This is a genomic window from Bacillus sp. cl95 (genome assembly GCF_900115925.1).
Taxonomy (GTDB): Bacteria; Bacillota; Bacilli; order Bacillales; family Cytobacillaceae; genus Neobacillus_A.
Genome location: NZ_FOYF01000002.1, coordinates 234,074 through 260,151, shown reverse-complemented (window position 1 = coordinate 260,151; position 26,078 = coordinate 234,074). Strand labels below are relative to the sequence as shown.

Here is a 26,078-nt window from a genome sequence, read left to right as displayed (position 1 = left end):
AATGATTTCGCCAATATTTTTATTGGTTGCTATCGTCAGATTCACTTGTTGTCGATACATCAGAAAATTTGCTAAGTGGATTGCGCTTGTTAGCCGGTGCTGGTGTTGCTAGCTCAGGCAAATGGTCTTGTAAGTCCTTCAAGTCAGGCATATAGAATGCCGTCAGCGAAAGAGTGTAAACCAAAGGTTCATCTTCGTCCTCCAGTGTCGTAATTTCGTCTCCACCTGTGAAGTCGATTTTTGCTACTACAGAAATGCGTTTCATGCTTTCCAATGTAGCAATGAATTTCTCCAAATCTTCGTAGCTTGGAGATTCAATGGATAGTTCTACACTGACTTTCTTTACACCTGCAGGAAGGGCACTAGCTACTGCAGGATCGACAGCAGTTTCAGTCGTAGCGACGGCATCCGTTGTTTCGGTAGTCGTCTCCTGGCCTTCTGTATTGGCAGGTGGTGCTTCTGTTGGTGCTGCTTCAATAGTACCTTCCTCAACTGTTGAAGCATCTGAGGAAAACGCCATACTTTTAATAGTAGAGTTAGAAACAACCTCCGCCTTTTCCAAATCAAGTATCAATTGATCTACTAATGGCTGAACAGGCATTTTCTTTTGAAGTTCAGTTGTGCTTACCACTGTATTTTCAGAAAGAGCACCTTTTTTCTGCTGAATGGTCTCTAATAATTTTTGCTCAGTTTGTAGTGATTGTTTTTTTTGAACAAGTTCAGCTTGCAAAGGTTGAACAAACAAAAACTGTGCTGCTGCCGTTGTCAAAAGAATAATAACGAAAAATGCTCCGAATATTGATTTGTCTTTTTTTGAGAGACGAAGCTTCACGTTCCGCTCACTCCTTCCCCTGCAAAACTATCTTCAATCGGTTTTCGCGCCATTTCCTTATGAAGCTGGATTTGGAACTCCGCTAAGTAGCGTGGAATATATTCATCTACTTTATCATTTTGAGAAGTTGCTGTAACTCCATTCTCAACAGTAGGAGTTTCTTCATCTTCTTTTGTAGTAAGCGAGTTTAAATCAGCACTTTGAATCATCTCTGAACCCTGCAAACGATTCAGGAAATAGGCAGCTTCCCTGCTTGTATCAAACTGAACAGAGAGCGTTAACGTTCCAAGCTCATCATAACTGAATGTTTGAATAAACCCGCGTTCAGGGAGAAGCGAAGTCAAATGTCTCATAACTGGAACAGACGCAATTGGATACTTATCTGCCCATTCAATCGAAGTCTCCAATTGTTTTATTGATTCAGTTCCCACATCTAACTGGAATTTCTCTTGTTCTTTCGCAGCGATCTGTTGCGTATGGGTGATTCCCTTATTCACTACATCAAGGTCACTTTGAATCGTATGAACTCTCCAGTAGAAAAATGCGATGACAACAATGAATAGGCCGACAAATAGAGCCGTTGCAAAAAGCATGGCAGAACTTCGGCGTTCTTTTATGGGAAGTAGATTGATTTCAACTAACATTATTCCACCTCTTTTAATGCAAGGCCTAAAGCCAACAAATGTGTCGCCGGCAGTTCCTTATTTTTCACACTTGATACACTGCCTGATTGAAGGACTTCGACCTGTATTCCCGATCGTTCCACCATTTCTTCTGTAAAGGCCGACAGCATGGGATGGTCACCGCTCACGACAATCTTGGTAACTTCTTGATTCCCATTGTTTAACGAATAACGGTAGAAATCCATCAGCTTTACCATTTCTTTATAGATATCTTCGAATTGGTATTGAAGTTTAATAGAATCACCAGTATATGTGTATTCGTAAAGACCTTTGCGATCCCGTTTAATTTTCCAGTTTTCAATATTAAGTTCAATCGGAAAATGTCTCATGAATTGCGGAATATGATTTTCGAAAATACTCATCATGACATTCGTAAGAGTAAAGTGTACCTTGAATACTCGTTCGTCCCCTTTTACATTGTTCACCGAATGATATAAGCGATAAAGAGCCAATGGCGAGATATCCGCTGCAATTGGATTCAGCTTTACCCCTGACAACAGATTGGAATATTCCATTACATATTGTTCTGGTGCGGCAAATAAGACGACTTCCTTTTGTGTGCCTTTGTATTTCAATGGAAAAATATCAAAAACTGGATCTTCAAATGGAAGATGAATGCTTGAACCAAGTTCCATATACAAATAACTTTTGATTTCGTCCTCTTCTACATCTGCCGGAATGGCAACTTTTCTAATAATGATCAGCGAATCCGGTACTGTAAATCTGACATTTCTTTTGTGGATTTTCCATTCATCCACGCATTCTTCTAATATATTTTCAAGAGTTTCGAAATCTGTTATTTTCCCCTCCGAAATGATCCCCGGTGGCAAAAACTTTTCTCCCCATCGCCCTGTTACAGGCGGATTAGTCTGCTTGAGCTCAAGAAAACGAATGGAGTGATCATTGATTATTAAATTTGCAATACGGTTACTTTGCAGTGATAGGGAAAATGGCATAATGACGACCCCTTAATTTTAAAATCCATATGTAATAAAGTTTAAATAGTAATCTATCAGTTCTTCTCCGTAAAAATAAGAGAAAAGTGTGCCAGCAACAATGAATGGACCAAACGGAATTGGCTGTCTCCGTTCGACAAGCTTGATAAGCATAGCAAAAATACCAATAACAGCTCCAAATAGAGTAGCTAAAAAGAATGAAAGTAAAACAAGTTTGGTGCCAAGAACGAAGCCAAGCACTCCGTAAAGTTTTACATCCCCACCACCCATGCCACCTTTACTGATTAGCATAATGGCAAATAGCAATAGAAAGCCGACCGTGGCTCCTAGAATCGAATCCCACCATGGAGTAAGTGGAGTGAAAAAACGCTCAAATAAAAAAATTCCGCTAAACACAAGCAAAATTTTATCAGGGATAAGCATATAGTGAATGTCTGAAACGAAGATAATCATGAGTAAAGAAATCAATGTCAAAGCGACTACTAATTCGTATGTCCACCCGACAAATATTGGGGCTAATGCAAACAAAACACCTGTAATCAGTTCAGTAATCGGATAAATAGGAGAAATCCGCGACTGACAGCCGCGGCATTTTCCACCTTGAATCAAATAAGATCCTACCGGAATCAACTCCCAGGCTCTCAACTGATGCCCACATGTCGGACAAGCCGACCTTGGTGCAACAATCGACTTCTTTATAGGGACGCGAAGGCCGACTACGTTGAAGAATGAGCCGAAGACAATGCCATAGACAAACAAATTAAATGTTATCATTTAATAATCTAGAAGATTCTTTTCTGTGACAGAAGTTGCAGTTCCGGCAGGAGAAGTTTTACCATTTACTAACGCAACTGAATCATGACCAAATAAATTTAAAACCAAAACACCACTTGTCTTACTTACTGTTACTTTAGTAAAGTTTGATTTTTGTCCATCTAAATAAGGTTGTAATTCTGTAGGTGAAATTTCAAGGTCAGTAGGATTTTCAGTTACATAAAGTTTAGCTGAATTAATTATTTGGAGTCCATCATTAATAGTTGCTTTCTGCTTAGAATTGTCAATTAGATTTCCAATCGCAGGAATCGCAATTGCTGCAATAATTCCCAAGATAACGATAACTGCTAACAATTCGATCAATGTTAAACCACGTTGATCTTTCATTTTTTGCTTTAAAGCTTTAAACAAATTTTCCACTCTCCCCATTTTATGTATAGTACTTTCTTCCTCATTATCATACAATATTTGTCAGAATTAGGGAAGAAGAATTTAGTGCTATTTGTCTATTAAAACAGATTTTTGTTATAAAAGAAATATTTTAATATTTTTTGTCAAATTGATTAAACATTTCAAACATCGGTACCATAATTGACGTTACGATTGTGCCCACCAATCCTGCTAAAACTACTATCATAAGTGGCTCTATTAAGGATTTTAAGCGGTCTGTTCCTGTGTCTACTTCCTTCTCATAGAAATCAGCGATTTTACCTAACATAGCGTCTAATGCACCAGTAGCTTCACCAATTGAAATCATTTGTGTGACAAGTTGTGGAAATGCCCAATGGTCCTTCATAGGGACCGTCATAGATTGCCCTTTTTCTAAAGAGTCACGGGACTTTCGCACTACACGAGCAATCACTTCATTTTCGACGACATTCTCAACAATCGACATTGCCTGCAGAATTGGAACTGAACTAGAGAAAAGCGAACTTAAAGTACGCGTCATCCTTGCAAGAACCGCTTTTTGAAGCAGTTTGCCAAACAAAGGCATCCGTAGTAAGGCATAATCTAGGTAATATTTTGTTTCTTTGTTCTTTCTTAAGTATGACAAAAGGATAACGATTCCAATCCCAATCAGTAAAACAAGCCACCAATAAATTTGCATAAATTCACTGGCACCTAAAACAAATCTAGTTATCGTAGGTAATTCTCCACCCAAATCAGCAAACATGGCCACAAATGTGGGTACAACAGATACTAATAAAAAGATTACAACCCCGATCGCAATTATCCCGATAACCATCGGATACGTAAGTGCCGAAACAATTTTTTGCTTTGTATGATGCTGTTTTTCGTAATGTTCAGCAAGTCGTTCGAGTGTTTCTTCCATATTCCCGCCAACTTCACCCGCTCTGATCATATTGATGAACATGGGCGTAAAGATTTTCGGATACTTTTTTACAGCCATGGATAAGGGATTACCTTCGCGCAATTCTTGCTCGATATCTAGTAATGCCTTTTTGAGTGCTTTACTGTCCGTCTGATCTGCTAGGATTTGAGTCGAATCAACGACTGTCACCCCAGCTTTCAGCAACGTAGCAAATTGGCGCATGTAGATGACAAAGTGCTCAAGCTTAACGGGGTTTCCTATTGCAATATCCTTTGTTAGCCATGTTTCAGGAACCTCGGAAATTTCAATTACCTTTACTCCCTCTTCTTTTAATTTCAATAAAGCTTCGCGCTTTGAAGGGGAGTTGACGGTGCCCTGCCGTTTCCCCTTACGATCGCGTCCTGAATATCGAAAACGTGCCATTAAATATACTTCTCCTGTAGATGAGGAAGTGCTGATTCTTTATGAATGAGCCCTTTTTCTATCATTTCTCTGATACTCGTTTCTAGCGTATGCATCCCGAGGGCACGGGAAGTTTGCATGATACTAGGAATCTGATGAATTTTTTCATTACGGATCAAATTGGCGATTGCAGCATTATTGATCATGATTTCGGTTGCTGCTTTTCTGCCCTGCTTATCAGGTGTTGGAAATAATCTTTGTGAAATGATTCCAACAAGAACTGATGCTAACTGAATTCTTATTTGCGGCTGCTGAGCAGGCTCAAATACATCAATAATACGGTTAATCGTTGCCGGTGCACTCGATGTATGCAATGTACCTAGGACCAGATGTCCTGTTTCAGCTGCTGTGATAGCCGTTTGAATCGTTTCCAAGTCACGCATTTCACCTACGAGAATGACATCTGGATCCTGTCTTAGTGCAGCTCTTAAACCATTCGTAAAATTCTTTGTGTCAAAGCCAATTTCTCTTTGATCAATGATGGAGTTACCGTGTTTATGAAGATATTCAATCGGATCCTCTAATGTGATGATATGCTTTCGCTGTGTCTCGTTCATATGATTGATCATCGAAGCTAATGTTGTGGACTTACCACTACCAGTAGGACCTGTAACAAGTAGCAGTCCTTGAGGCTTCTTCGTTAATTCTCTGATGATATCGGGCATGCCAAGATCATCAATTAATGGTGCATTTGCAGGAACTGTTCTTAATGCCATGGCGATACAGTTTCGTTGAAAATAAGAGTTTACCCTGAACCGTGACACACCTGATACACCGTAGGAGAAATCAAGTTCACCTTTCTCTTTAAACAGTTCCCACATATTCTCAGGCACAATCGCTTTAGCCATACCTTCTGTGTCAGCAGGTTTCAATGCTTCTTGTCCATATCTTCGAAGCTCGCCATTAATACGCATGACTGGCGGTACTCCGACGGTCAAGTGTATATCCGATGCCTTGAATTCAAATGCTGCTTTGAGCAGCGCATCAATTTTTTCTTTCATATTTAGACTCCTACTCCAAAATAGCTACACGCAATACTTCTTCTGTTGTTGTTAAGCCTTGTTTAATCTTTAAAAGGCCATCATCTATTAAAAAGACTGTTTTACTTTTCATCGCATACTCACGAAGTTTATGGAACGATTCGCCATTCATAATGACACGTCGAATTTCATCATCTACGCAAAGCACTTCATGTAGTGCAACCCGGCCTTTATAGCCGGTCATATTGCATGATGAGCATCCTCGACCTTTCACCACTTTATCAATCTTTATCCCACGACGAGCGAATATCTCCATCTCTCGTTTAGAAGGGGCGATTGTTTCCACACAATCACGGCAAACCTTTCGAACCAGACGTTGAGCCACAATACCACTCAGTGATGAGGCAAGAAGAAAAGGCTCCACGCCCATATCTAGTAGTCTCGTAATCGTACCAATTGAATCATTTGTGTGAAGGGTACTCAAGACGAGGTGACCCGTTAATGAAGCTCTAATTGCTACTTCTACTGTCTCTCTATCTCGTATTTCTCCGACCATGATGATGTTTGGATCTTGACGTAAGATGGAACGAAGTCCAGCAGCAAAGGTCATGCCAACGTTTTGATTGACTTGAATCTGGTTGATCCCTTCAAGCTGATACTCAACAGGATCTTCAATTGTAATGATATTGACTTCATCGCTGTTCAACTTATTCAATGCCGCATATAAGGTTGAAGACTTGCCTGAACCAGTTGGACCTGTGATGAGGACAATTCCTGTTGGCTTTTCAATCATTTCCATAAATCTTTGCAAATTTAATTGGTTGAATCCAATTTTCGTAATATCGTTGAGTGAGGTTCCCATGTCCAGCAAACGCATAACGATTTTTTCACCAAAAACGGTTGGCAATGTTGAAACACGCAGGTCGACTGGATGAAAATCGAGATTGATTTTGATTCGTCCGTCCTGAGGGATTCGATGTTCCGTAATATCAAGATTTGACATAATCTTGATACGGGCTGTCAATACGTTCTGCATTTGTTTGGGCAATACCCGTTCCTGGCGTAGGACACCATCAATTCGATAGCGAACGACCACTTTCGTTTCTTGGGGATCGATATGAATATCACTGGCTTTTTGGACGGCAGCATTCGAAAGAATTTGGTTAACAAGTCGGACGATTGGTGAGTTTTGATCCGTCACATCGTCATCTCTTGTAACCTCTTTCACTTGTGGTTCGCCAAACAGTTCTTCAAATCCATCTTCAGAATTATAGTACTTATTAATCGCGCGTAAAATATCATCTTTTGTAGCAATAGCGGTTTCGATATGAAATCCTGTCGATAAACGTAAATCATCGATGATGAAAAAATCCATTGGATTGGCCATTGCGACAAATAGTCTGTCACCTTCTTTTTTCAAAGGGATGATCAGGTTTCTTCTAGCCAATTCCTTTGGGATCAATGTCAGAAGATTGGTGTCAAAAGGATAACGATACAAGCTAATATGTGGAATACCCAGCTGAAATTCAAGTACTTCAATAAGCTGTTGCTCGGTGATATATCCTCTTTGCAGTAAAACATCACCCAGTTTTTGATTGACCGTTTTCTCTTTTAAAGCAGCTTGAAGCTGCTCTTCTGTAATTAATCCTGCTTCAATGAGCAAATCCCCTAAACGTTTCCTCGTTGTTTTCATACTTATCCCTGCTTTATTGTTTATTTAGGTTGCTCGTTAGGTTTTCCCCATAGATTATCGTCCGTTGGAGTTTCAGTGGCTTCAGAAACTGACGTCGTTCCAGTTGGTCCGGTCTGATTCTGTTGATCAGTCGGTAATGGCAAGTTAGTATTGGGAGTAGTGGTTGTTCCTGCAACGGGTTGTTGTACATCCGGACTTGTACCAGTTGCGTTCGTTCCGGTTGTTGTTCCAGGAGTTACCGGAACGGCAGGCAGTGCATGGATTTCAATTTGCGGAACAGGAGCATAGAAATCCTCTGAAATAGGTTCTGTTTTTAACAGTTGACCATTATCATAAATTTCTCTGTGAACTGTAATCATATAGCCTTTTTCACCTTTTTGCTTGACTTTTTTTTGGCCAGTCGCTAAATGCGGACTATATTGCTTAATTGTCTTAGGTTCGTAGTCGGCTTTATTTTTAGTAACGATTTTATAATCGTAAAGTAAAGCTTCTCCCACTAATTTCACTGATAATTCTTGTCCGTTCCATTGAAGTTCCACCATATAGTCGCTCGTATTAGGATTGGAGAAACCAAGATCTAGATGATTGGAACTATCAATTTTCGCCTCAAAGCCAAGGTCAGCGAATGCTGGCAATTCTTGTCCGATATTTCTTTCGATAATGGAGAAATTAGTCGGTAGGATAGCCTCATAAATGCCTGATGCAATGATACTCATTGTTGAAGAAGGTGCATTTTCAAGCCCTTGTTCTTTTGCATAATCTAGTAACGAGAAAGTAGCTTGTGAAGGAATGGTAACCTTATAAAGTTTTGCAGCGATTTCATCTATTTTCTCAGGAGCTTCTTTTGTTTGAATCACAACCTCAGAGATTGTATCGGATTTATTTTCCTTTGCTAACAAAAACTCACTTAGACTAACTATTTTTTCATCAATGGCCATTCTGCTAGCTATTGAGGTTAGCTCATCTAATAGTCGGTTTACATTCATTGTCTTTTCATCTAAATCACTAGATATTTGCGACATTGTTTCTAGAACGACACCTTTTTCAAGCGTAACCATTAACGGTGTTTCTTTGCCAGCCACGACAGCATTCACAGACTCTTCAATATTGAAATGGAAATTTTCAACATTCATAGGTACATTTTTTTCTTTAAATTGAAGTGATAATGTTGCATTCTTAACCCAATCAGCATACTTATTTGTCAATTCAGATTTAGCTTCCTCAGCTGTTTTGCCTTCCATAGAGATGTTTCCAATGACCGTACCCGCAGGATATACATCACTCACTCCATTTATGGATTGGAACGCTTTTGCACCATAACGCGAGAAACCCAGAAAATATGTAGTACACAATACAAGTACAAGAAAAAGTTTTATAGCTTGTCCTGTTTTCTTCACCAAACACCCTCCTAGACTAGTTGTTTCTCTCTTTCTACGTCACTATTAAGATTCTCATTTGCTTCCAGGAGAGACCAATCCACGTCATATACTTCACCAAAGTCTTCTTCTGTTTTAAAAAATGGTTTACTTTCTTCGTCACCGTTTTGTACGAGATTTTCATTGAATTTCAGTTCGACTTCTCTATCCCATAATAAGGAGATTTCATCCTCTACAAGAGAATCGTCCGTACTCAAATCCTGATCATTTCTTAAATCAACTGTGCCTTCAGTTAATGTCTTTAGATTAAGTTCCTGATTCGATTTCACAGTCGTTCTTAGACTATCGTCTTCTACAAACAAATCGACTTTTGGTTTTTGGTATAACTCTAAATATTCTTCCATATCCTTTTCTTCTCCTAATTCATCGACAGAAGTAGGTAGAAGATACATTGTAGGGGCTAACCTATTGTGAATAATGTATGTAGCAAGTAATAGGACAGTTAAGAGCAACATAATAGAAATGGTTGAATTGTATAAAACAACGACCATTTGGCCTAAAAGGGACACAAAAAAGGCTGTACATACCGTTACCATTTTACCTTTTTTCGTGAGTCCTAAAGGCAACAAATAAATAATTGGCACTAATAAAACGAGGGAACCTACTAACCACAAAACACTGTCCATTTGACCACTCCTCAAACATTTTCTAGGAAAAAAGTCGCTATAAAACTACTAATTTCTATCTTTTTATATAAATTCGTCTATTTTTTTACGAATTAGACAAATTTCGTCTACTAAATATTGTATAATATTTGTAAGTAATTTAAAAGGAGGTGTCGAAAATTAATGTGTGACTTAAAGCATAACGAAAGAGGATTCACCCTCATTGAGGTCTTACTTTCAATCATACTACTATTTATTATCATGACTTCTTTCATGGGCTTTTTTACCCAATCGACCATTTTTAATAAAAAGAATGAGCAAAAACTAGATTACACCCAAACTGCTCAAACAGTGATCAACTTGGTAGAGGAAAATATCACTAGAAGTGAACTTGAAAAGGATAACGATATAAAAACTATTTTTAGTAGTCCTTTCACACCGAAATCGATTGATAAGACAGCTCTGGAAAAATTCTTCTCTAAGAAAAGCTCAACTCCATTCATACAAAACAATCCCAATCAAATTCTTGCAACTTTTTCATATATAAATGAAACCGGACTAATTCAAGTTAAGGTGATGGTTGCAGATCCTAGCAATCCAAACCACAAATCTGAGACGTACACATATATCAGAAAGTGAGTAAAACGATGAAAAATCAAAAGGGGATAACATTAATAGAAGTTCTGGCCACTTTGGCCATCTTATCGCTTGTTTCAACGCTTATTTACGGGGTCTTCATTGGTTCCCAACAAAATTTCAAGCGCATTTCCACAAAAACGAGCCTTTCACAGGAAGCAAACCTTATTGTGGCAACCATCAAGAATTACCATACTAAGAATAATAAATACATACTTTCCCTAGATTCAAGTACTCAAAAAGCTTCCATTGGAACGACAAGCGCAAATATCCCATTACATAAAGATAAATTGAAAATCCTGATAAAATATGACGTAACAGGGACAAATACTTATTCCGTTTTAACAGGACCGAAAGAGATAGATTCATCCAAACCATTAAGCCTTTATATCAAAATCACTGATCAAAACGGAGACTTTGAAGAAATCGAAACAATTATCAAGCGCTATTAGGAGAGGGGCGGGAAAATGAGGAATGAAAAAGGATACACCTTAATCTTAGTAATGGTCATGATGACAGTAATAGTGATTCTTGGACTTTCATTAAGCGGAATGGCAATGACTGCAAATAAGCAATTTAACAAGACGGAGAACCGTAACAAAGCCACGGATTTAGCTGAAATGGGAATCACTTATTATAAAACTGAATTAAATAACATGATCGCACCAGCTAAAGTCGCTATGGAAACAAACAAAACTAATTTCTGTACAGAGTTCAAAAATCAATACAATACTAGAAAGAGCAGTCTAAAACTTCTAGATTTAAAAACAATCGAAAACCAGAATAATTACCAAATTATTGTTCCATCTACTATGACAGCCATTGACTGTAGTAATACATCGAGTGACGTCACGGTCAACTTTACTAGCAAAGGAAAAACAGCTTCTGAGGACGTAATACTTACTTCTAAAATAATCGTGTCTAAAGTATCAAGAGCCGGCAACCCTGCTCCAATTAAGGACCCTAAAATATATCCGGTTGTTCCATTCAGTAATACCTATATAAGTTCTAGTACAGGTAAATTCTATTATTCTGAATTTAAATTAAACGATAACGACACACATATTGTGAACAATCCCTCCGCTTGGTTTGAAGCTTTTAGATCAGTGGGCGGATGGAAAGGATCAGTGGAAGTATTACATGAAGCCATCTTCGAGAAGATAGATATTAACGGGAAGTCGGAGTTAAATGTTTATGGAGATGCCATTTTCTTAACAAAGGATGCAGTAGAAAAACAAACCAGTAAAGCAGAAATCTGTATTAAAGGCGACGTTTACTATATAAAGAATGGGAAATTGGAAGAATTCACTGATTCTAACCTATACTTCGATAATTCTTGTGTAAATTCTAATTCAAATTGGTACATCGATGAAAACGATGGAATAATCGTTAATTATTAATTCAATAAGAAATGGCAGAATCTCACGTGAGATTCTGCCATTTCTTATTTCACATATTCCGCAACTCTATTTCGCCCTGCCCTCTTAGCCCCTACATACAAGGCACGGTCCGCATGACGAATGAGCGCTAGTGAATCATCCGCATCCTGTGGTGCTGTTGCAACCCCTAGGGAAGCTGTGACATTTACATTTAGAGCATGTTCGTTTACGTTCATATGCTGTGTAAGTACAAATGGTTTGTCCGCAATCGTTTGCCTGATTTGCTCAGCGATTAATGTCGCTTCGTCTCTTTCTGTATCTGGTAACAAGACAACGAATTCTTCACCGCCGTAACGGGCAACGGTCCCTCTGTCCCCTACCAATTCTTCTAATCTCCAAGCGAGTTCGTACAATATTTCATTCCCGCTTTGATGCCCATAAGTATCATTAATAGATTTGAAATGATCTAAATCCAGAATGATTAATGACAGCAATTTACGCTGTCCGTTGTGAAGTTTTCTAAATTCCTCAGAAAGCATATTTTCAAAAAAGCGATAGTTATAGAGCTTCGTTAAAGCACATCGCTCACTGTTTTGTTTGGCAATTTCATGGTGCTTTGCATTTTCAATGGCAATCGCAAAGTGTGAACACAGGATATCCGCAATCATCAATTGCGACTTTTCGTAAGCTCGTTTATTTCTAGATGCTAACAACAAAATGCCAACCACTTTGCTATTACGGACAATTGGGACACTTAAGACACTTTCAACCTGATCAGGCATATATCCGACAACAATTTTTTGCCATTCCTTTTTAGAGGAATAAAGGACAGAATTTTTTGTTGACCAGACTATGCCACAAATACCTTCGCCTTTTTGAACACTTGATATATCATTCGGCATAATAGAGCCATTCTCAATTCTTCTTATCAACTGAAGTTCCTTATCATCGATAACATCCAAAATATAAGCATAATCTACCGGAAGCATTTCACTCATCCTCTGAATGAACAAGTCGATGACATCATCTACTTGAAGTCGTTCAGCAAGTTGATGTCCAATTTCCGTCGCATTTTGCAGATATTCATTAATCTTTTGACTAGAATAATAGAGATTCAAAATAATTGATAAACTTGCAAATGGCACTCCGACAAAGAGGACCGAAATTAAGCCTACTTCTTTATAAAGGATATATAAAACAAATCCAATTGGTGCCGTCATTAAAGATGTAACAGTTTCCCATACAAAATCTTTTCCAAAGAAAGAGATTTTTGAACCATGTAAAGTATACAAAATGATAGAAATGATGACTTGATTTAGAACAAATTCAAGAAAGACATAGATAGCACCCAAACCGAACAAATGAGGTTTCCCAATCATAACTTCACCTGGTTCAGGCCCACCCAACATGTAATAAACACTACCGCAGATAAATGAGATAATGAAGAACATAATCGAATTCAATGGCAATCTATACCATTGATCCCTTGTTACTTTTAACTTAATCAATAGGACAATTACGGCCACTTGACCAAGAATCATCTCTGTAAATAAGCCAAAATTGAAAAAGGCTGCCAATGACACCCATTGAACAAGGAAAATAGGCGTATTATTAATGACCATCGGCATTGCAGCCACTACAGATGTAAGGATGAGAAACACAAGTAAATCAAGTTCCAATCCTGCTAAGTCTGGCGGATAGGTATGGTATGTAAACCACATTCCTATTGGTACAAGCATCAGCCATAGAAATAAGATATTTCTTTTGAATTGGGGCTTAACACCCATTTTCTATCCACCTCCTAGGTGATAGTAAATTTGTCATGAATACAGACTCATTTTATCAAATCTTCAAAAATTTGTCACACTATTCTTTCATTTTTTGACAAATCCAGCCCTTTATTTCAGAAATAAAATAGAGCGAACCTGTAATGACAAGCATCTGATTATTTTGTAAGACATCCATTTTCGTTTCAAGCTGACTTGACCAGTCTTCCCATCGTGATTTGTTGTTTGAACGGCTAATGTCAAAAAGATCCTTTGCAACCGCTGCACGTGGAAAATCGAACGAAACAAAAGTTATGTTTGACGCAACTTTGTCTAACTTATGTATCATTTCATCGAGTTTCTTATCCTTTAAGGCTGCAAACACAATGTGGATTTCTTTTTCGGAAAAACGGTTCGTTAGGATCTCAACAAGGGCATTGATCCCTTCTTCATTATGTGCACCGTCCAAGTAAACAAGCGGTTGATCCGACACTTTCTCAAATCTGCCCGGCCAAAATGCCTGTTTCAAACCTAGTCTTAAATCATCCTCATTGATGGAAAGCGAGTGTTCTTTTATTAAACATTGTAATGCCATCACAGCTGCGGCGGCATTTTCAGTTTGATGCTTTCCAACCATGCTAATAGTAATATCGTCTAAATTTGTCAATATTGAATGAATCGAGAAAGATTCTCCATGTTCAAGGGAATGTTGCTCTTTAATGAAGTACTCCTTTTCGATACGTAAGATTGGTGCGTTTTTCAGAATAGCCTGCTCTTCAATGACCTTTAATGCTTCCGCATTTTTGACAGCTGTTACAATGGGAATACCTTCCTTAATAATCCCTGCTTTTTCAAATGCAATGGCCTCATAAGAGTCACCAAGTATTTGTGTATGATCCAACCCAATATTTGTGATGATCGATAGTAGAGGTCTAATGATATTCGTAGAATCAAACCTACCACCAAGCCCTACTTCAAACAAAACAAAGTCTGTTTTTTCAATGCGAGCGAAGTAATAGAATGCCATGGCTGTAATCACTTCAAATTCAGTCGGTCCACCGAGCTCTGTTTCCTCAAGTTCATCTGATAATGGCTTAATCACATTTGCCAATTCTAAAATCTGCTCATCAGGTATGGGAGTTCCATTCACGCTAATCCTCTCATTGAATTGTTCAATATACGGTGATGTGAAGGTCCCTACCTTATAGCCGCCTGCCTGTAACATCGATCTTAAGAATGTAACTGTAGAGCCCTTTCCATTCGTACCCCCTATATGGAGAGCAGAAAGTTCTCTTTCTGGATGATTCAGTTTCTCCATCATCCACTCCATCCGTATCAATCCTGGTTTAATTCCTAGCCTCAAACGTGAGTGAATCCAATCGAGCGCCTCTTTATATGAATGAAACAAGCAAACCAACCCCAATTTATGATAATAAAATAAAAAAGTTAAGACGAATCCTTATATGGGATCCGTCTCAACTGATGAAATTGGTACAACTTTTTATGCTTTCAATTCTTGAATACGCGCTTCTACTGTCGCACGTTTTTCGATATAATCTTTTTCTTTTGCACGTTCTTCTGCAATAACGCTTTCTGGTGCTTTCTTCACGAAGCCTTCATTGCCTAATTTCTTCTGAACTCGCTCAACCTCTTTATTTAACTTATCCCATTCTTTTTCAAGACGGGCAATTTCTTCGTCAAGGTTAATGAGGCCTTCAAGTGGCATGATAATCTCTAGACCCGTGATTACAGCTGTCATTACTTTATCAGGCGTTTGAAGATCCGTTCCGATTTCAAGGGCCTCTGGATTACAGAATCTTTCGATGTAAGAACGATTTCTTTCAAGTGTTTCTAATACCGCACCGTCTTTCACCTTGATGAACATTTTAACTTTCTTGCTCATTGGTGTATTTACTTCAGCACGGATATTTCTTACAGAGCGGATCATTTCAACGAGTAGCTTCATATCTGCCGCTGCTTGTGAGTTGCTCAATTCAGGATTTACTTCCGGCCATTTTGCAATCGTGATGGACTCACCTTGATGCGGCAGGTTCTGCCAGATTTCTTCTGTAATGAATGGCATGAATGGGTGTAGTAGTCTCATTGTATTGTCAAGAACATAAGCTAAAATGGAGCGCGTTGTCTTTTTAGCTGCTTCATTCTCGCCATACAATGGAAGCTTAGCCATTTCAATGTACCAATCACAGAAATCATCCCAGATGAAGTTGTAAAGGATACGGCCTACTTCTCCGAATTCATATTTATCAGATAGACGCGTTACGGTTTCAATCGTTTCATTCAAACGAGTCAAGATCCATTGATCCGCAACTGATTTTTCACCAGTCAAATCAATTTCGTCATATGTCATTCCGTTCATATTCATCAATGCAAAGCGCGATGCGTTCCAAATCTTATTAGCAAAGTTCCAAGTAGATTCTACTTTTTCAATGCTGAAGCGTAGATCCTGACCTGGAGAGCTTCCAGTTGATAAGAAGAAGCGTAATGAATCGCAACCGTACTTATCGATTACATCCATCGGATCGACACCATTGCCAAGTGACTTACTCATCTTGCGTCCTTCAGCATCACGAACAAGTCCGTGGATTAAAACATCTTTGAATGGACGTTGTCCTGTAAATTCAATACCTTGGAAAATCATTCTGGAAACCCAGAAGAAGATGATGTCATAGCCAGTTACGAGACAGTCTGTTGAGTAGTAACGCTTGTAATCAGCTGCTCCCGTATTTGGCCATCCTAATGTAGAAAACGGCCATAATGCTGAGCTGAACCAAGTGTCCAATACGTCCGTGTCTTGATTCCAATTCTCCTCATCAGCAGGAGCCTCATGTCCTACGTATACTTCACCCGTTTGCTTATGATACCAAGCCGGAATGCGGTGACCCCACCATAGTTGTCTTGATATACACCAGTCGCGGATATTTTCCATCCAGCGCAAGTATGTTTTTTCAAAGCGGTCAGGTACAAAGTTAACTTTGTCTTCCTGTTGTTGTAACTCGATTGCTTTGTCAGCAAGAGGCTGCATTTTTACAAACCATTGTGTTGAAAGGTATGGCTCGACAACCGCACCGCTTCTCTCAGAGTGTCCTACAGAATGCATGTGCTCTTCGATTTTGAACAACACGCCTTGGTCTTGTAGGTCTTTTACGATTTGCTTGCGGCAGTCGAAACGATCCATGTCCTTGTACTTACCAGCACGATCATTCATCGTACCATCTTCGTTCATAACAAGTACTCTTTCAAGATTATGACGGTTTCCGATTTCGAAATCGTTAGGGTCGTGGGCAGGCGTAATCTTTACTGCGCCAGAACCGAACTCCATATCCACATAATCATCACCAACGATTGGAATTTCACGGCCAACAATCGGTAAAATGACTGTTTTTCCAATGAGGTGCTTATAACGCTCATCTTCAGGATGTACAGCAACAGCTGTATCTCCAAGCATCGTTTCTGGACGAGTTGTCGCAACCTCAATATGACCAGAACCATCGGCAAGAGGGTAACGCATGTGGTAGAAAGCACCTTGAACATCTTTGTAGATTACTTCAATATCGGACAATGCTGTTTTTGTTGAAGGATCCCAGTTGATGATATACTCACCACGATAGATAAGACCCTTGTTATAAAGAGATACGAATACCTCGCGAACCGCATCGGACAATCCTTCATCAAGCGTAAAGCGCTCACGGCTGTAATCAAGACCTAAACCAAGCTTTGACCATTGCTTTCTGATATGTCCCGCATACTCTTCTTTCCACTTCCAAGTTTCTTCAACGAACTTTTCACGGCCAAGATCATAACGGCTCGTACCTTCGCTGCGAAGCTTTTCCTCTACTTTTGCCTGTGTTGCGATTCCCGCATGGTCCATGCCAGGGAGCCATAGCACATCATAGCCTTGCATGCGCTTCATTCTAGTCAAGATATCTTGAAGCGTCGTGTCCCAAGCATGACCAAGGTGAAGCTTACCTGTAACATTCGGTGGTGGAATAACAATCGTGTAAGGTTGTTTTTCCATATCATCTTTTGCTTCGAAATATTTCCCCTTTAACCACCATTCATATCGGCCGTTTTCGATCGCGTTTGGATCGTACTTTGTCGGCATTGTAATTTCTTTCGTTTCCATATCGATTCCTCCTTGAAAATTCTGAAAAACACAAAAAACTCCATTCGCCTTAAAAGGACGAATGGAGCTTGCTTCGCGGTACCACCTTTTTTCCAACCTGAACAATCCAGATTGGCTCTTAAATAAGATAACGGAGTTGATCCGTCTTTCACTACTTGGAAAAAAATCCGTTGGCGAAAGAAGCTCGAGGGTGACTTTCCAATGGTTCTGCTTAGAAAACCTTTCAGCAAATGGTTTTCCTCTCTAAAAGCAGCGGACAATGTACTCTTCCCTGTCTATGCATTCATTATTAAATTTATACTTTAAATACTACCCAAAAAAGTAGTTTCTCGTCAATCATTGTTGCCGATTTTTTTATATTTTATACGCTGAGGCTTATTTGGTGAACCCAATTTACTATACACAAACAATTGGGTAAACGCATAGAATGGGAGTAAAAGAAGTGGAGGATGTGTACCGATGAGGAAAAAGTATAATATTTACTCGTTGCCGCCTTGGCTCAGGACGGTAAGAGCTGTTGCAGCGCAGTTTAGTATCCCTTTTTGTATTTTTCAAGGTATCAGGACCATTTTCTTTCCGACAACAGTAGATGTCCTTTTACTGACCATTTTCGTTCTAGTTTCATTAGCCCTCTATCTTGAAATCATTTGAAGGAGCCCAAAGCTAATCTCATTGCTGGGCTCCTTCTTTTGATTGCTCCATGGATTTCTCAACTTCAATGATTCTCATCACCACAAATTCGGTGTTTTTCAAGTACCAGTATTGTCTTTGCAATTGCTGGACAAACTTCAACTCATTTTTAGGCGACTGTCTTTGAAAGTAAGCTTGTGCTGTCCGAATAATGGGCGTCGGATATGCCAGATAACTTAAGAAAAGCTGTTTTTCATCTTTCTTGAAAGGAAAATACTTAAAATAAGTATAAATCCATTCCACACAATCTTCGTTTTTCTTCGGGTTCGTTTTTAACGTTCTCGCTAGAAATGGGAGCAGATCATGAATAGGGGAGCCATGGCTTGCATTTTCAAAGTTAGTAAAATAACCATACCCCTTGTCATCGTATAGGAAGTGCTCAGTGGATACTTTTCCATGGTTCACAACCATACGTGCCTTTTCTTGCTCCTTTGTCACTTCATGCCATTCATCAAGTCTGGCTTTCGAAAAGCGGGCAGCCTGACTTATTTCATGATAATAGAGGCAAAATAGCAAATCAAACGGTGACATATAGGCTCTCTTTTCACAATCATCCATGAATCCATCAAGAAACTCCTGATCTTTTTCCCATAACTGTACAGTCTGTTCATAGTGTTCACTGCGTTCTTCTTTCTTAATTGGAACCTCCTTGGCAGACAAAGTATGCAATCTCGCAAGTTCTCTAAATAGCTGCTGATGCCGCTCATGCCTATTTTCTTTTTCCTCGTTAGAAAGCCACGGCATTAAATAATATAGTTCTTTTTCATGTAATACCGCGTATCTGCCGTCCAATGTTGGATAAATAGGGACGATTCTATTAAATCCTTTTTGGAAGAGGAAATGAACATGACGAATAAAGTCAGTACCTACATTCGGCGCAATCTTTTTTAAAGCAAACGTACCCTTGTTTGAGTAAATTTTCTTTACTCTCCCAACCTCCTCGACGAAATAGGGTTCAATGCTATAATTCTCAAGAATCGGAGAAACAACATTGAGACGGTTTGAGTCACTCATACAAACTCAACTCTCTTCCAATAGAAAAGCGTAAGAAACTGTTTCAAGGCACGTTATTCTTACTACCTTTCTTCCATTTGCAAAAAAAGTGCCCATACATGGCACAAAAAGTTGGCTTGATAAAAAATAGTCGAGCAGGTAATGTACCCGCTCTCCTATCGTTACTTAATTCTTGGCATATGAAGCAGGAATATATAATACCTGCCCTTCATAAACATCTTGATTCAGTTCCAACTGATTGTAACGAAGCAAGTTTTGAAGCGATACTTCGTAACGCTCAGAAAGTGAATCTAATGTATCACCCTTTTGAACAATGCATACTTTCAATTTCACATGTTCCTCAGCATCTTCTTTTCTAGCAAAAAACTCCGTAAGGGACATACCTGTCTTTTTAGACGCCTTCTTCTTTTTAACGTCTGGTGATGCCTGAGATACATTATTTTTGTCAGCAGAGGACGAACTTTCTTCTTCATACTCTTCTTGTGGTTGAGCCTGTTTCTCTGCGACTGGTGGGGCTTGTGGAATCTCCTCTACCACTGGCAGTTCTGCTTGTGGTACTTCTTCGACCACAGATGGTACAGGCACTTGATTTACTGGTTGCGGCTTTTGAACTTCTCCGCGCGGTTGACTGACAACTGCTTCTTGTTCTTGTTCTTGTTCATTCGCAGTCTCCTGCACGGGTAAAATCGGTACTTTCACTTCCGCCTTTTTCACTTCTTCTTCCAGTCGCTTTCTCGCTTCTGCTTCAAAAGGCAGATAAACATTTTCAAATTCAGAAGGTTCAGTATCTGCTTCTGCAGCTTCTTCCTCTACTTCTACATCAATGCTTCGAAAGATGGGTTCAAATGCTTCCACTTCCTCAGCAGGCTCGTGCTGCTGATCACCGTACAAGCCAGAAATCGTCAAATCAGCATTTAGCTTTAAGCAACTACGTTCAGGAAAAACGTAATCAAAAGACTCCACTGCCACATCCACATCATAAATACTTTGAATGCGATTATATGGAATCGTAATGTCTACCGGAAAACGATGTGAAAACTCGTAAATTCCGTCCTCGCGATGTTCAACATTCTGTACAAATTTCTGCGCTGTCACGTAGTCCCCTTCTAAAGCAACATCCTCATGTCGTCTATATTCTCCCGTTAGTTGCAACGAACCGCTGATCGTAACATATTGATCGCTTTCTTGAATGACAATATCCGGATCCAACGATACTGAGACGAGCTCAGCTACTTCCTGTCCTTTTTGGAACCATACAGACTCCTCTAAGGAAAAGCGTAGGCAAGATTGATTCCCTTGAGACAAAGCGACTCCTCCTTTCGATCCTTTCGCGTTTAATCACTATGTCACTTACACTTTATGAGTGTCGGAATCTATTTATGATTGAATATCAAGAAAACTTGGCAAATGAGAGGATTTTTGAAAAAAACAGGAGGTTCACTTGAATTCTTTATGCGAAGTGAATGGTATTTGAGACTATTTCAAGTGTTGGAGGGTTAATTTCTGACCTGCAAATGAGTACAAAAAAGATTTGTTATGCTCGGTGAGTTTTTTGCGGTGTTTTTGAGATTTATGCGGCGAAAATTTTTTATTTGTTATGTTCAGACAGATTTATGCTTACTTCATAATATTCAGAAAATAACCACTCTCGGATTTAAGCCAAAGTCTGTTTGAAATACGCCGAAAGTTCACGATTTAAGCAACATCTTTTTCAAAGCAAAAAACGCGCACCACTAGGGCACGCGTCTAAAATTTTATCCTTTTAACTTAGCAAAAGCATTTTCTGCCGCTTTAAGCGTTTTTTCGATATCCTCATCCGTATGTGCAGTAGATAGGAATAATCCTTCGAATTGTGATGGAGGCAAGAAGACACCTTGATCAGCCATTTCTTTGAAGTAAGTGCCAAAGAAATCGAGATTAGACGTTTTTGCTTTTTCATAATTCGTCACTTTTTCGTTCGTAAAGAAGAAACCGATCATCGATCCAGCACGGTTCACAGTGTGTGGAATGTCGTATTTCTTAGCAGCTGCCATCATACCTTTTTCCAGCATGTCTCCCTTACGTTGGAACTCTTTATAATCATCTGGATTCAATTGACTTAATGTCGCATAACCGGCTGACATCGCAAGCGGATTTCCAGACAGCGTTCCTGCCTGATAGATCGGTCCGCTTGGCGCAATTTGCTCCATGATTTCCGCTTTACCACCATAAGCTCCAACTGGAAGTCCACCACCGATAACCTTTCCAAGACATGTAAGATCAGGTGTCACCCCGTAATAGCCTTGTGCACAGTTATAGTCCACACGGAAGCCTGTCATAACTTCATCAAAGATTAGCACGGAACCATATTGCTGTGTAATGTCACGAAGTCCTTGCAGGAATCCAGGCAGCGGAGGAACAACCCCCATGTTACCTGCAACAGGTTCAACAATGACACCAGCAATATCTTCACCAAACTGCTCAAACGCATATTTTACACTCTCAAGGTCGTTGTAAGCCACAGTGATGGTGTTTTTCGCAACGCCTTCTGGTACTCCAGGACTGTCAGGTAAACCAAGTGTAGCCACGCCTGAACCTGCTTTAATCAGCAAAGAATCTCCATGTCCATGGTAACAGCCTTCAAACTTAAGAATCTTGTTTCGATTCGTATAACCTCTTGCAAGACGAAGCGCACTCATTGTCGCTTCTGTGCCAGAAGAAACCATTCTGATTACTTCGATTGAAGGAACACGATCGATCACAAGTTTCGCAAGTTCGTTTTCCATTAATGTCGGAGCCCCAAAGCTCGTACCCATTTCAGCGACTTTCTTGATTGCTTCAACAACAGAGTCATTAGAATGCCCAAGAATTAACGGTCCCCATGAAAGGACATAGTCGATATACTCATTGCCATCGATATCGTAAATTTTAGCCCCTTTTCCTCTTTCCATAAAAATCGGATCCATTTTAACCGATTTAAATGCGCGGACCGGACTATTTACGCCACCTGGCATCAATTTTTGTGCTTCTTTAAAAGCCTCTAGAGATTTATTGTATGTGCGCATTCCATTCCCTCTTTTCGGAAGAATATGATTATTGTTCTTTAAGCCAGCGGGCAGCGTCCTTGGCAAAATAAGTGATAATTAGATCAGCTCCAGCACGTTTCATGCCAGTAAGCATTTCCATCACGATCTTTTGTTCGTCAATCCAACCATTTTGCGCAGCCGCTTTGACCATGGAATACTCTCCGCTCACGTTGTAAATGACAACTGGCAGCTGGAAGTTATTTTTAACATCACGAACGATGTCCAAATATGGTAAACCAGGCTTAACAATAAGGAAGTCAGCCCCCTCATTCACGTCCGATTCAGCTTCTCTCATTGCTTCGATGCGGTTTGCAGGATCCATTTGATACGTCTTGCGATCACCAAATTGCGGTGTGCTATCAGCTGCATCACGGAAAGGACCGTAAAATGCTGATGAATATTTTACAGCATAGGACATGATCGGAACATCTTCAAAGCCAGCTTCGTCTAATCCCGCTCTAATCGCTGCTACAAACCCGTCCATCATGTTAGATGGAGCAATGATATCAGCACCTGCTTTCGCTTGGCTGACAGCCGCTCTCGCAAGCAAATCCAACGTCGGATCGTTCAGGACCTTATCGCCTTCTACGATTCCACAATGTCCATGACTTGTGTATTCACATAAGCAAGTATCTGCCACTACAATCATCTCAGGATAAAGCTTTTTGATCACACGTGTCGCTTCCTGAACAATCCCGTGGTCATGGTAGGCACCTTGGCCCGTTTCGTCCTTTTCGGCTGGTACTCCGAACAAGATTACGGATTTAATTCCTAATGAATTTATTTCCTCCATTTCTGCAGGTAATAAATCCATGGAGATTTGGAATACTCCTGGCATAGAAGAAACTTCATTCTTTACGTTTTCTCCCTCAATGATGAATAAAGGGTAGATGAAATCTTCTACTCGTAAGTGATTTTCTCTTACTAGCGCTCTCATATTGGCACTGCTACGCAATCTGCGATGACGTGAAAACTTTTCCATTCTATTAACCTCCGTTATCGAAAAGCGCAAGCGCCTCGAAGCTGAATCCTATTTCAACTTCGAAATGCTTTTGCTTTCCTATTTTTCAAAAAAAGAAACCGTACTATCTACTAAGTCTTCTACTGTATACTTTTCGGGCATTATATGTACGTTCAAATTGTGTGAAGTGATTCTGTCATGGGTGACAGGCCCTATACAACCTATTATACATTCTTGAAGTTTATCATGCAGTTGATGCTGCTCGACAACTTCCATAAAATGATCGATAGTGGAAGGGCTAGTAAAAAGAAGCACATCCAATTTCCTAGCCTCTAAACTCTCAGCAAGTAGCTTCTTGCTTTCGTCTGGAAGGTACGTCTCATAAACAATTACTTCGTCAACAGTTGCTCCCTGCTGCCTAAGTGCCTCCGCAATATAATCCCTCGCCAAATTCCCCTTAGGAATCAGGACGCGGTCTCCTGGATGTACTTCAGTTAAAAATGCTTCCACAAAAGCTTCCGCTACATACTCTTTCGGAACGAAATCTACCACTATTCCTTTTGAAAGAAGTACTTTCTTTGTCCGCTCACCTATCACTGCTATTTTTATATTTTCTGGCAGTGATGGATGATTAAGAAGTGAGAAGAATGTTTCAACCGTTACATTACTGGTAAAAACCAACCAATTATACGTCGGTAACTTTTGTATAGCTTTATGTATACTGTCGTTCTGTTCAATAGGGCGAAAAGCGAGAAGAGGGATTTCTACAGGAATCCCTCCAAACTTCTCGACTAACTTTGAAAAGGAATTTGCTTGTTGCTTCCCTCGTGGAATGAGAATCCTTTTTTCAAGCAAAGGAAGTTCCTTTTCCATTACCCCTCAAGCTCCTGCTTTACCTTTTCAATCAGTTCTTTTCCGCCTTTTTCAATCAGGCTGTCAGCTGCTTTTATGCCGAGCTCAATTGGGTCTTTTCCTGTCAATTGTTCTTTATAGACGACAGAACCATCTGGGGCAGCAACCAATGCAGTCAAGACAATGTCATCTTGTTCGTTGATGTATGCATAGCCGGCAATTGGAACTTGACATCCGCCTTCCATCTTATCAAGGAACGCACGTTCAGCTCTCACTGCACGATTTGTATTTTCACATGTGAATTTTTCAAAAAGAGCAAGCAGTTCATGATCGTCTTCACGGCATTCAATAGATAAGGCACCTTGCCCGACCGCCGGAACACAAACTTCATCACTCAAAAATTCAGTCACGGTATCACTTGTCCAACCTAAACGTGATAATCCAGCAGCAGCCAAAATGATGGCATCGTAATCTTCGTTTTCAAGTTTTTCTAAACGAGTATCAACATTCCCGCGAATCCACTTAATATTCAGGTCTGGTCTTTTTACAAGAAGCTGCGCGCTGCGTCGTAGACTGCTCGTACCAATCGTTGCACCTTGCTTCAATTGGTCAAGTGGAACATGCCCTTTCGAAATAAGTGCATCTCTATGATCTTCCCTTTTAGGAATGCAACCAATTGTCAACCCTTCTGGCAATACAGCCGGCATATCCTTCATGCTGTGGACAGCCATGTCAATTTCTTTATCAAGCATTGCTTGCTCAATTTCTTTTACGAATAACCCTTTACCGCCCACTTTAGAAAGAGTGACATCAAGGATACGGTCACCTTTTGTTACAATTTCCTTTACTTCGAACTCGAATGGCGCTCCAAGCTTCTTTAATTGGTCAATGACCCAGTTTGTTTGTGTAATGGCCAGTTTGCTTCTGCGGGAACCAACAATGATTTTTCTCATGATTTATGAGCCTCCTAATTTTACCTATACCAGAAATGGAAGGACGATAATTGTCCAAATAAAAAGAAGTTTATTAAAACGATTAGAAATGAAGCTGCATTCCATAGCGCTAAGGATTTTCCTGATAAACCTTTGCTAATCCTCAAATATAAATAAAGGCTGTAAGCGGTTAAAACGATGAAAGAGCCGATAATCTTAATATCGTACCACGGCATGCCGTTGAGCTTCAGGAAAGCCCATTGCAAGCCCAAAATCAAACTCAGTATAAGCATAGGAACACCGATTAAGTTTAATACGTAGGACATATGATCAAGCTTGGTAAGATCGGTGATACGCCAAAGCCTTGCTCCCCATTTTTTACGCTTCAATGAATCGTACTGGATTAAATATAGCAATGAAAAAACGCAGGACAGCGAGAAAGCCCCATAGGACAATATGGCGATAGTTATATGTATCAATAGTAATTCTGAAACAACCTGTTCCCCCATCACGTTTTCTTCGAATTGCATGGGAGCAAACGTATGGATGGCCATTACGATAAAGCCGAGAATATTGGTAAAGAAAACAAAGAAGTCAACCCTCATCAATCGATTGATGCCGAGTGAAAGAGTCACCAATATCCAGGCGTAGAAGTATAATCCCTCAAAAATGGTAAGTACCGGGAAACGTCCTGTTTTCATCATATAAAGAAATAAAAATACCGTTTGTAAAACCCATACAAATGCAAGTAACCAGAAGGCAGTTTGGTTTACCTTCCGGTTATGCTGTAGGAAATCAATAAAATATAGAAGGACGCTTAAGGCATACAGAACAACGGTGAGTTCGTGCAACCGCGTCATATATATATCGAACATAGCCAGAACC

Annotated in this window: 24 protein-coding genes and 1 other annotated feature; of the genes, 4 read left to right on the top strand and 20 right to left on the bottom strand. The window is 39.7% G+C overall.

The annotated features are described in order from the left end of the window. Nucleotides 1-19: 19 nt before the first annotated feature. From BMZ31_RS06495 to BMZ31_RS06450, 10 genes are all read right to left on the bottom strand, one after another. Nucleotides 20-832: a hypothetical protein gene (locus BMZ31_RS06495; RefSeq protein ID WP_090830915.1), complete on the bottom strand. Its 813-nt coding sequence runs from the start codon at nucleotides 830-832 to the stop codon at nucleotides 20-22. Next, on the bottom strand, nucleotides 829-1,476 hold the full coding sequence (locus tag BMZ31_RS06490; protein WP_090830914.1) for a PilN domain-containing protein: 648 nt from the start codon (nucleotides 1,474-1,476) through the stop codon (nucleotides 829-831). The genes BMZ31_RS06495 and BMZ31_RS06490 overlap by 4 nt, the downstream gene beginning before the upstream one ends. Further along, nucleotides 1,476-2,471, bottom strand: coding sequence for a type IV pilus biogenesis protein PilM (gene pilM, locus BMZ31_RS06485; protein WP_090830913.1), 996 nt, complete (start codon nucleotides 2,469-2,471; stop codon nucleotides 1,476-1,478). Before pilM ends, BMZ31_RS06490 begins: the two co-directional genes overlap by 1 nt. Before the next feature lie 18 nt (nucleotides 2,472-2,489). After that, complete coding sequence (locus BMZ31_RS06480) at nucleotides 2,490-3,245, bottom strand: prepilin peptidase (protein WP_090830912.1); 756 nt, start codon at nucleotides 3,243-3,245, stop codon at nucleotides 2,490-2,492. Then, entirely contained in the window at nucleotides 3,246-3,656 is a 411-nt protein-coding gene (locus BMZ31_RS06475) for a prepilin-type N-terminal cleavage/methylation domain-containing protein (protein ID WP_254778695.1), read from the bottom strand. Nucleotides 3,657-3,786: 130 nt separating this feature from the next. Continuing rightward, entirely contained in the window at nucleotides 3,787-5,001 is a 1,215-nt protein-coding gene (locus tag BMZ31_RS06470; protein WP_090830911.1) for a type II secretion system F family protein, read from the bottom strand. Then, the gene (locus BMZ31_RS06465) at nucleotides 5,001-6,041 is read right to left on the bottom strand and encodes a type IV pilus twitching motility protein PilT (RefSeq protein ID WP_090830910.1); all 1,041 of its coding nucleotides are present in this window, start codon (nucleotides 6,039-6,041) and stop codon (nucleotides 5,001-5,003) included. Before BMZ31_RS06465 ends, BMZ31_RS06470 begins: the two co-directional genes overlap by 1 nt. Nucleotides 6,042-6,051: 10 nt before the next feature. Continuing rightward, on the bottom strand, nucleotides 6,052-7,713 hold the full coding sequence (locus BMZ31_RS06460) for a GspE/PulE family protein (protein WP_090830909.1): 1,662 nt from the start codon (nucleotides 7,711-7,713) through the stop codon (nucleotides 6,052-6,054). A 20-nt stretch (nucleotides 7,714-7,733) separates the two neighbouring features. Continuing rightward, nucleotides 7,734-9,110: a G5 domain-containing protein gene (locus BMZ31_RS06455; RefSeq protein WP_090830908.1), complete on the bottom strand. Its 1,377-nt coding sequence runs from the start codon at nucleotides 9,108-9,110 to the stop codon at nucleotides 7,734-7,736. An 11-nt stretch (nucleotides 9,111-9,121) separates the two neighbouring features. Then, entirely contained in the window at nucleotides 9,122-9,775 is a 654-nt protein-coding gene (locus BMZ31_RS06450; RefSeq protein WP_090830907.1) for a hypothetical protein, read from the bottom strand. A gap of 162 nt (nucleotides 9,776-9,937) precedes the next feature. Between BMZ31_RS06450 and BMZ31_RS06445 the strand changes: the two genes are divergently transcribed. Genes BMZ31_RS06445 through BMZ31_RS06435 form a run of 3 tightly spaced genes read left to right on the top strand, consistent with a single transcriptional unit; the run spans nucleotide 9,938 to nucleotide 11,790 of the window. Continuing rightward, entirely contained in the window at nucleotides 9,938-10,393 is a 456-nt protein-coding gene (locus tag BMZ31_RS06445; RefSeq protein WP_090830906.1) for a prepilin-type N-terminal cleavage/methylation domain-containing protein, read from the top strand. A gap of 8 nt (nucleotides 10,394-10,401) precedes the next feature. Beyond that, nucleotides 10,402-10,842, top strand: coding sequence for a type II secretion system protein (locus tag BMZ31_RS06440; RefSeq protein ID WP_090830905.1), 441 nt, complete (start codon nucleotides 10,402-10,404; stop codon nucleotides 10,840-10,842). Between the two features lie 15 nt (nucleotides 10,843-10,857). Continuing rightward, nucleotides 10,858-11,790 carry a type IV pilus modification PilV family protein gene (locus tag BMZ31_RS06435; RefSeq protein ID WP_090830904.1) on the top strand — a complete coding sequence of 311 codons (933 nt, stop codon included), beginning with the start codon at nucleotides 10,858-10,860 and terminating at the stop codon, nucleotides 11,788-11,790. Between the two features lie 44 nt (nucleotides 11,791-11,834). Here the strand turns inward: BMZ31_RS06435 and BMZ31_RS06430 are convergent, their stop codons facing one another. The 3 genes from BMZ31_RS06430 to BMZ31_RS06420 all read right to left on the bottom strand — a co-directional run bounded on the left by BMZ31_RS06430 (nucleotide 11,835) and on the right by BMZ31_RS06420 (nucleotide 17,679). Beyond that, a complete protein-coding gene (locus BMZ31_RS06430; protein WP_090830903.1) occupies nucleotides 11,835-13,556 on the bottom strand; it encodes a sensor domain-containing diguanylate cyclase in 1,722 nt (573 codons plus the stop codon). Nucleotides 13,557-13,635: 79 nt separating this feature from the next. After that, nucleotides 13,636-14,943: a bifunctional folylpolyglutamate synthase/dihydrofolate synthase gene (locus tag BMZ31_RS06425; RefSeq protein WP_090830902.1), complete on the bottom strand. Its 1,308-nt coding sequence runs from the start codon at nucleotides 14,941-14,943 to the stop codon at nucleotides 13,636-13,638. 93 nt (nucleotides 14,944-15,036) lie between these two features. Beyond that, nucleotides 15,037-17,679 (bottom strand): valine--tRNA ligase, encoded by a 2,643-nt coding sequence (locus BMZ31_RS06420; protein ID WP_090830901.1) that lies wholly within the window; start codon nucleotides 17,677-17,679, stop codon nucleotides 15,037-15,039. A 50-nt stretch (nucleotides 17,680-17,729) separates the two neighbouring features. After that, nucleotides 17,730-17,966: a binding site (T-box leader), on the bottom strand. Nucleotides 17,967-18,138: 172 nt separating this feature from the next. Between BMZ31_RS06420 and BMZ31_RS06415 the strand changes: the two genes are divergently transcribed. Then, nucleotides 18,139-18,330: a hypothetical protein gene (locus tag BMZ31_RS06415; RefSeq protein ID WP_090830900.1), complete on the top strand. Its 192-nt coding sequence runs from the start codon at nucleotides 18,139-18,141 to the stop codon at nucleotides 18,328-18,330. An 18-nt stretch (nucleotides 18,331-18,348) separates the two neighbouring features. Here BMZ31_RS06415 and ysxE read toward each other — a convergent pair whose 3' ends face one another. The 7 genes from ysxE to BMZ31_RS06380 form a co-directional block, all read right to left on the bottom strand. Then, the gene (ysxE, locus tag BMZ31_RS06410; protein ID WP_090830899.1) at nucleotides 18,349-19,383 is read right to left on the bottom strand and encodes a spore coat protein YsxE; all 1,035 of its coding nucleotides are present in this window, start codon (nucleotides 19,381-19,383) and stop codon (nucleotides 18,349-18,351) included. 165 nt (nucleotides 19,384-19,548) lie between these two features. Continuing rightward, nucleotides 19,549-20,688: a stage VI sporulation protein D gene (spoVID, locus tag BMZ31_RS06405; RefSeq protein WP_090830898.1), complete on the bottom strand. Its 1,140-nt coding sequence runs from the start codon at nucleotides 20,686-20,688 to the stop codon at nucleotides 19,549-19,551. A gap of 449 nt (nucleotides 20,689-21,137) precedes the next feature. Then, nucleotides 21,138-22,427, bottom strand: a complete 1,290-nt coding sequence (gene hemL / locus BMZ31_RS06400; RefSeq protein WP_090830897.1) for a glutamate-1-semialdehyde 2,1-aminomutase — start codon at nucleotides 22,425-22,427, stop codon at nucleotides 21,138-21,140. A gap of 28 nt (nucleotides 22,428-22,455) precedes the next feature. Next, nucleotides 22,456-23,430: a porphobilinogen synthase gene (gene hemB, locus BMZ31_RS06395; protein WP_090830896.1), complete on the bottom strand. Its 975-nt coding sequence runs from the start codon at nucleotides 23,428-23,430 to the stop codon at nucleotides 22,456-22,458. A gap of 78 nt (nucleotides 23,431-23,508) precedes the next feature. Then, nucleotides 23,509-24,282, bottom strand: a complete 774-nt coding sequence (locus BMZ31_RS06390) for a uroporphyrinogen-III synthase (protein WP_090830895.1) — start codon at nucleotides 24,280-24,282, stop codon at nucleotides 23,509-23,511. After that, nucleotides 24,282-25,214, bottom strand: a complete 933-nt coding sequence (gene hemC, locus BMZ31_RS06385) for a hydroxymethylbilane synthase (protein WP_090830894.1) — start codon at nucleotides 25,212-25,214, stop codon at nucleotides 24,282-24,284. Before hemC ends, BMZ31_RS06390 begins: the two co-directional genes overlap by 1 nt. Nucleotides 25,215-25,234: 20 nt before the next feature. Continuing rightward, on the bottom strand, nucleotides 25,235-26,068 hold the full coding sequence (locus tag BMZ31_RS06380; protein WP_090830893.1) for a cytochrome C assembly family protein: 834 nt from the start codon (nucleotides 26,066-26,068) through the stop codon (nucleotides 25,235-25,237). Nucleotides 26,069-26,078: the final 10 nt, after the last annotated feature.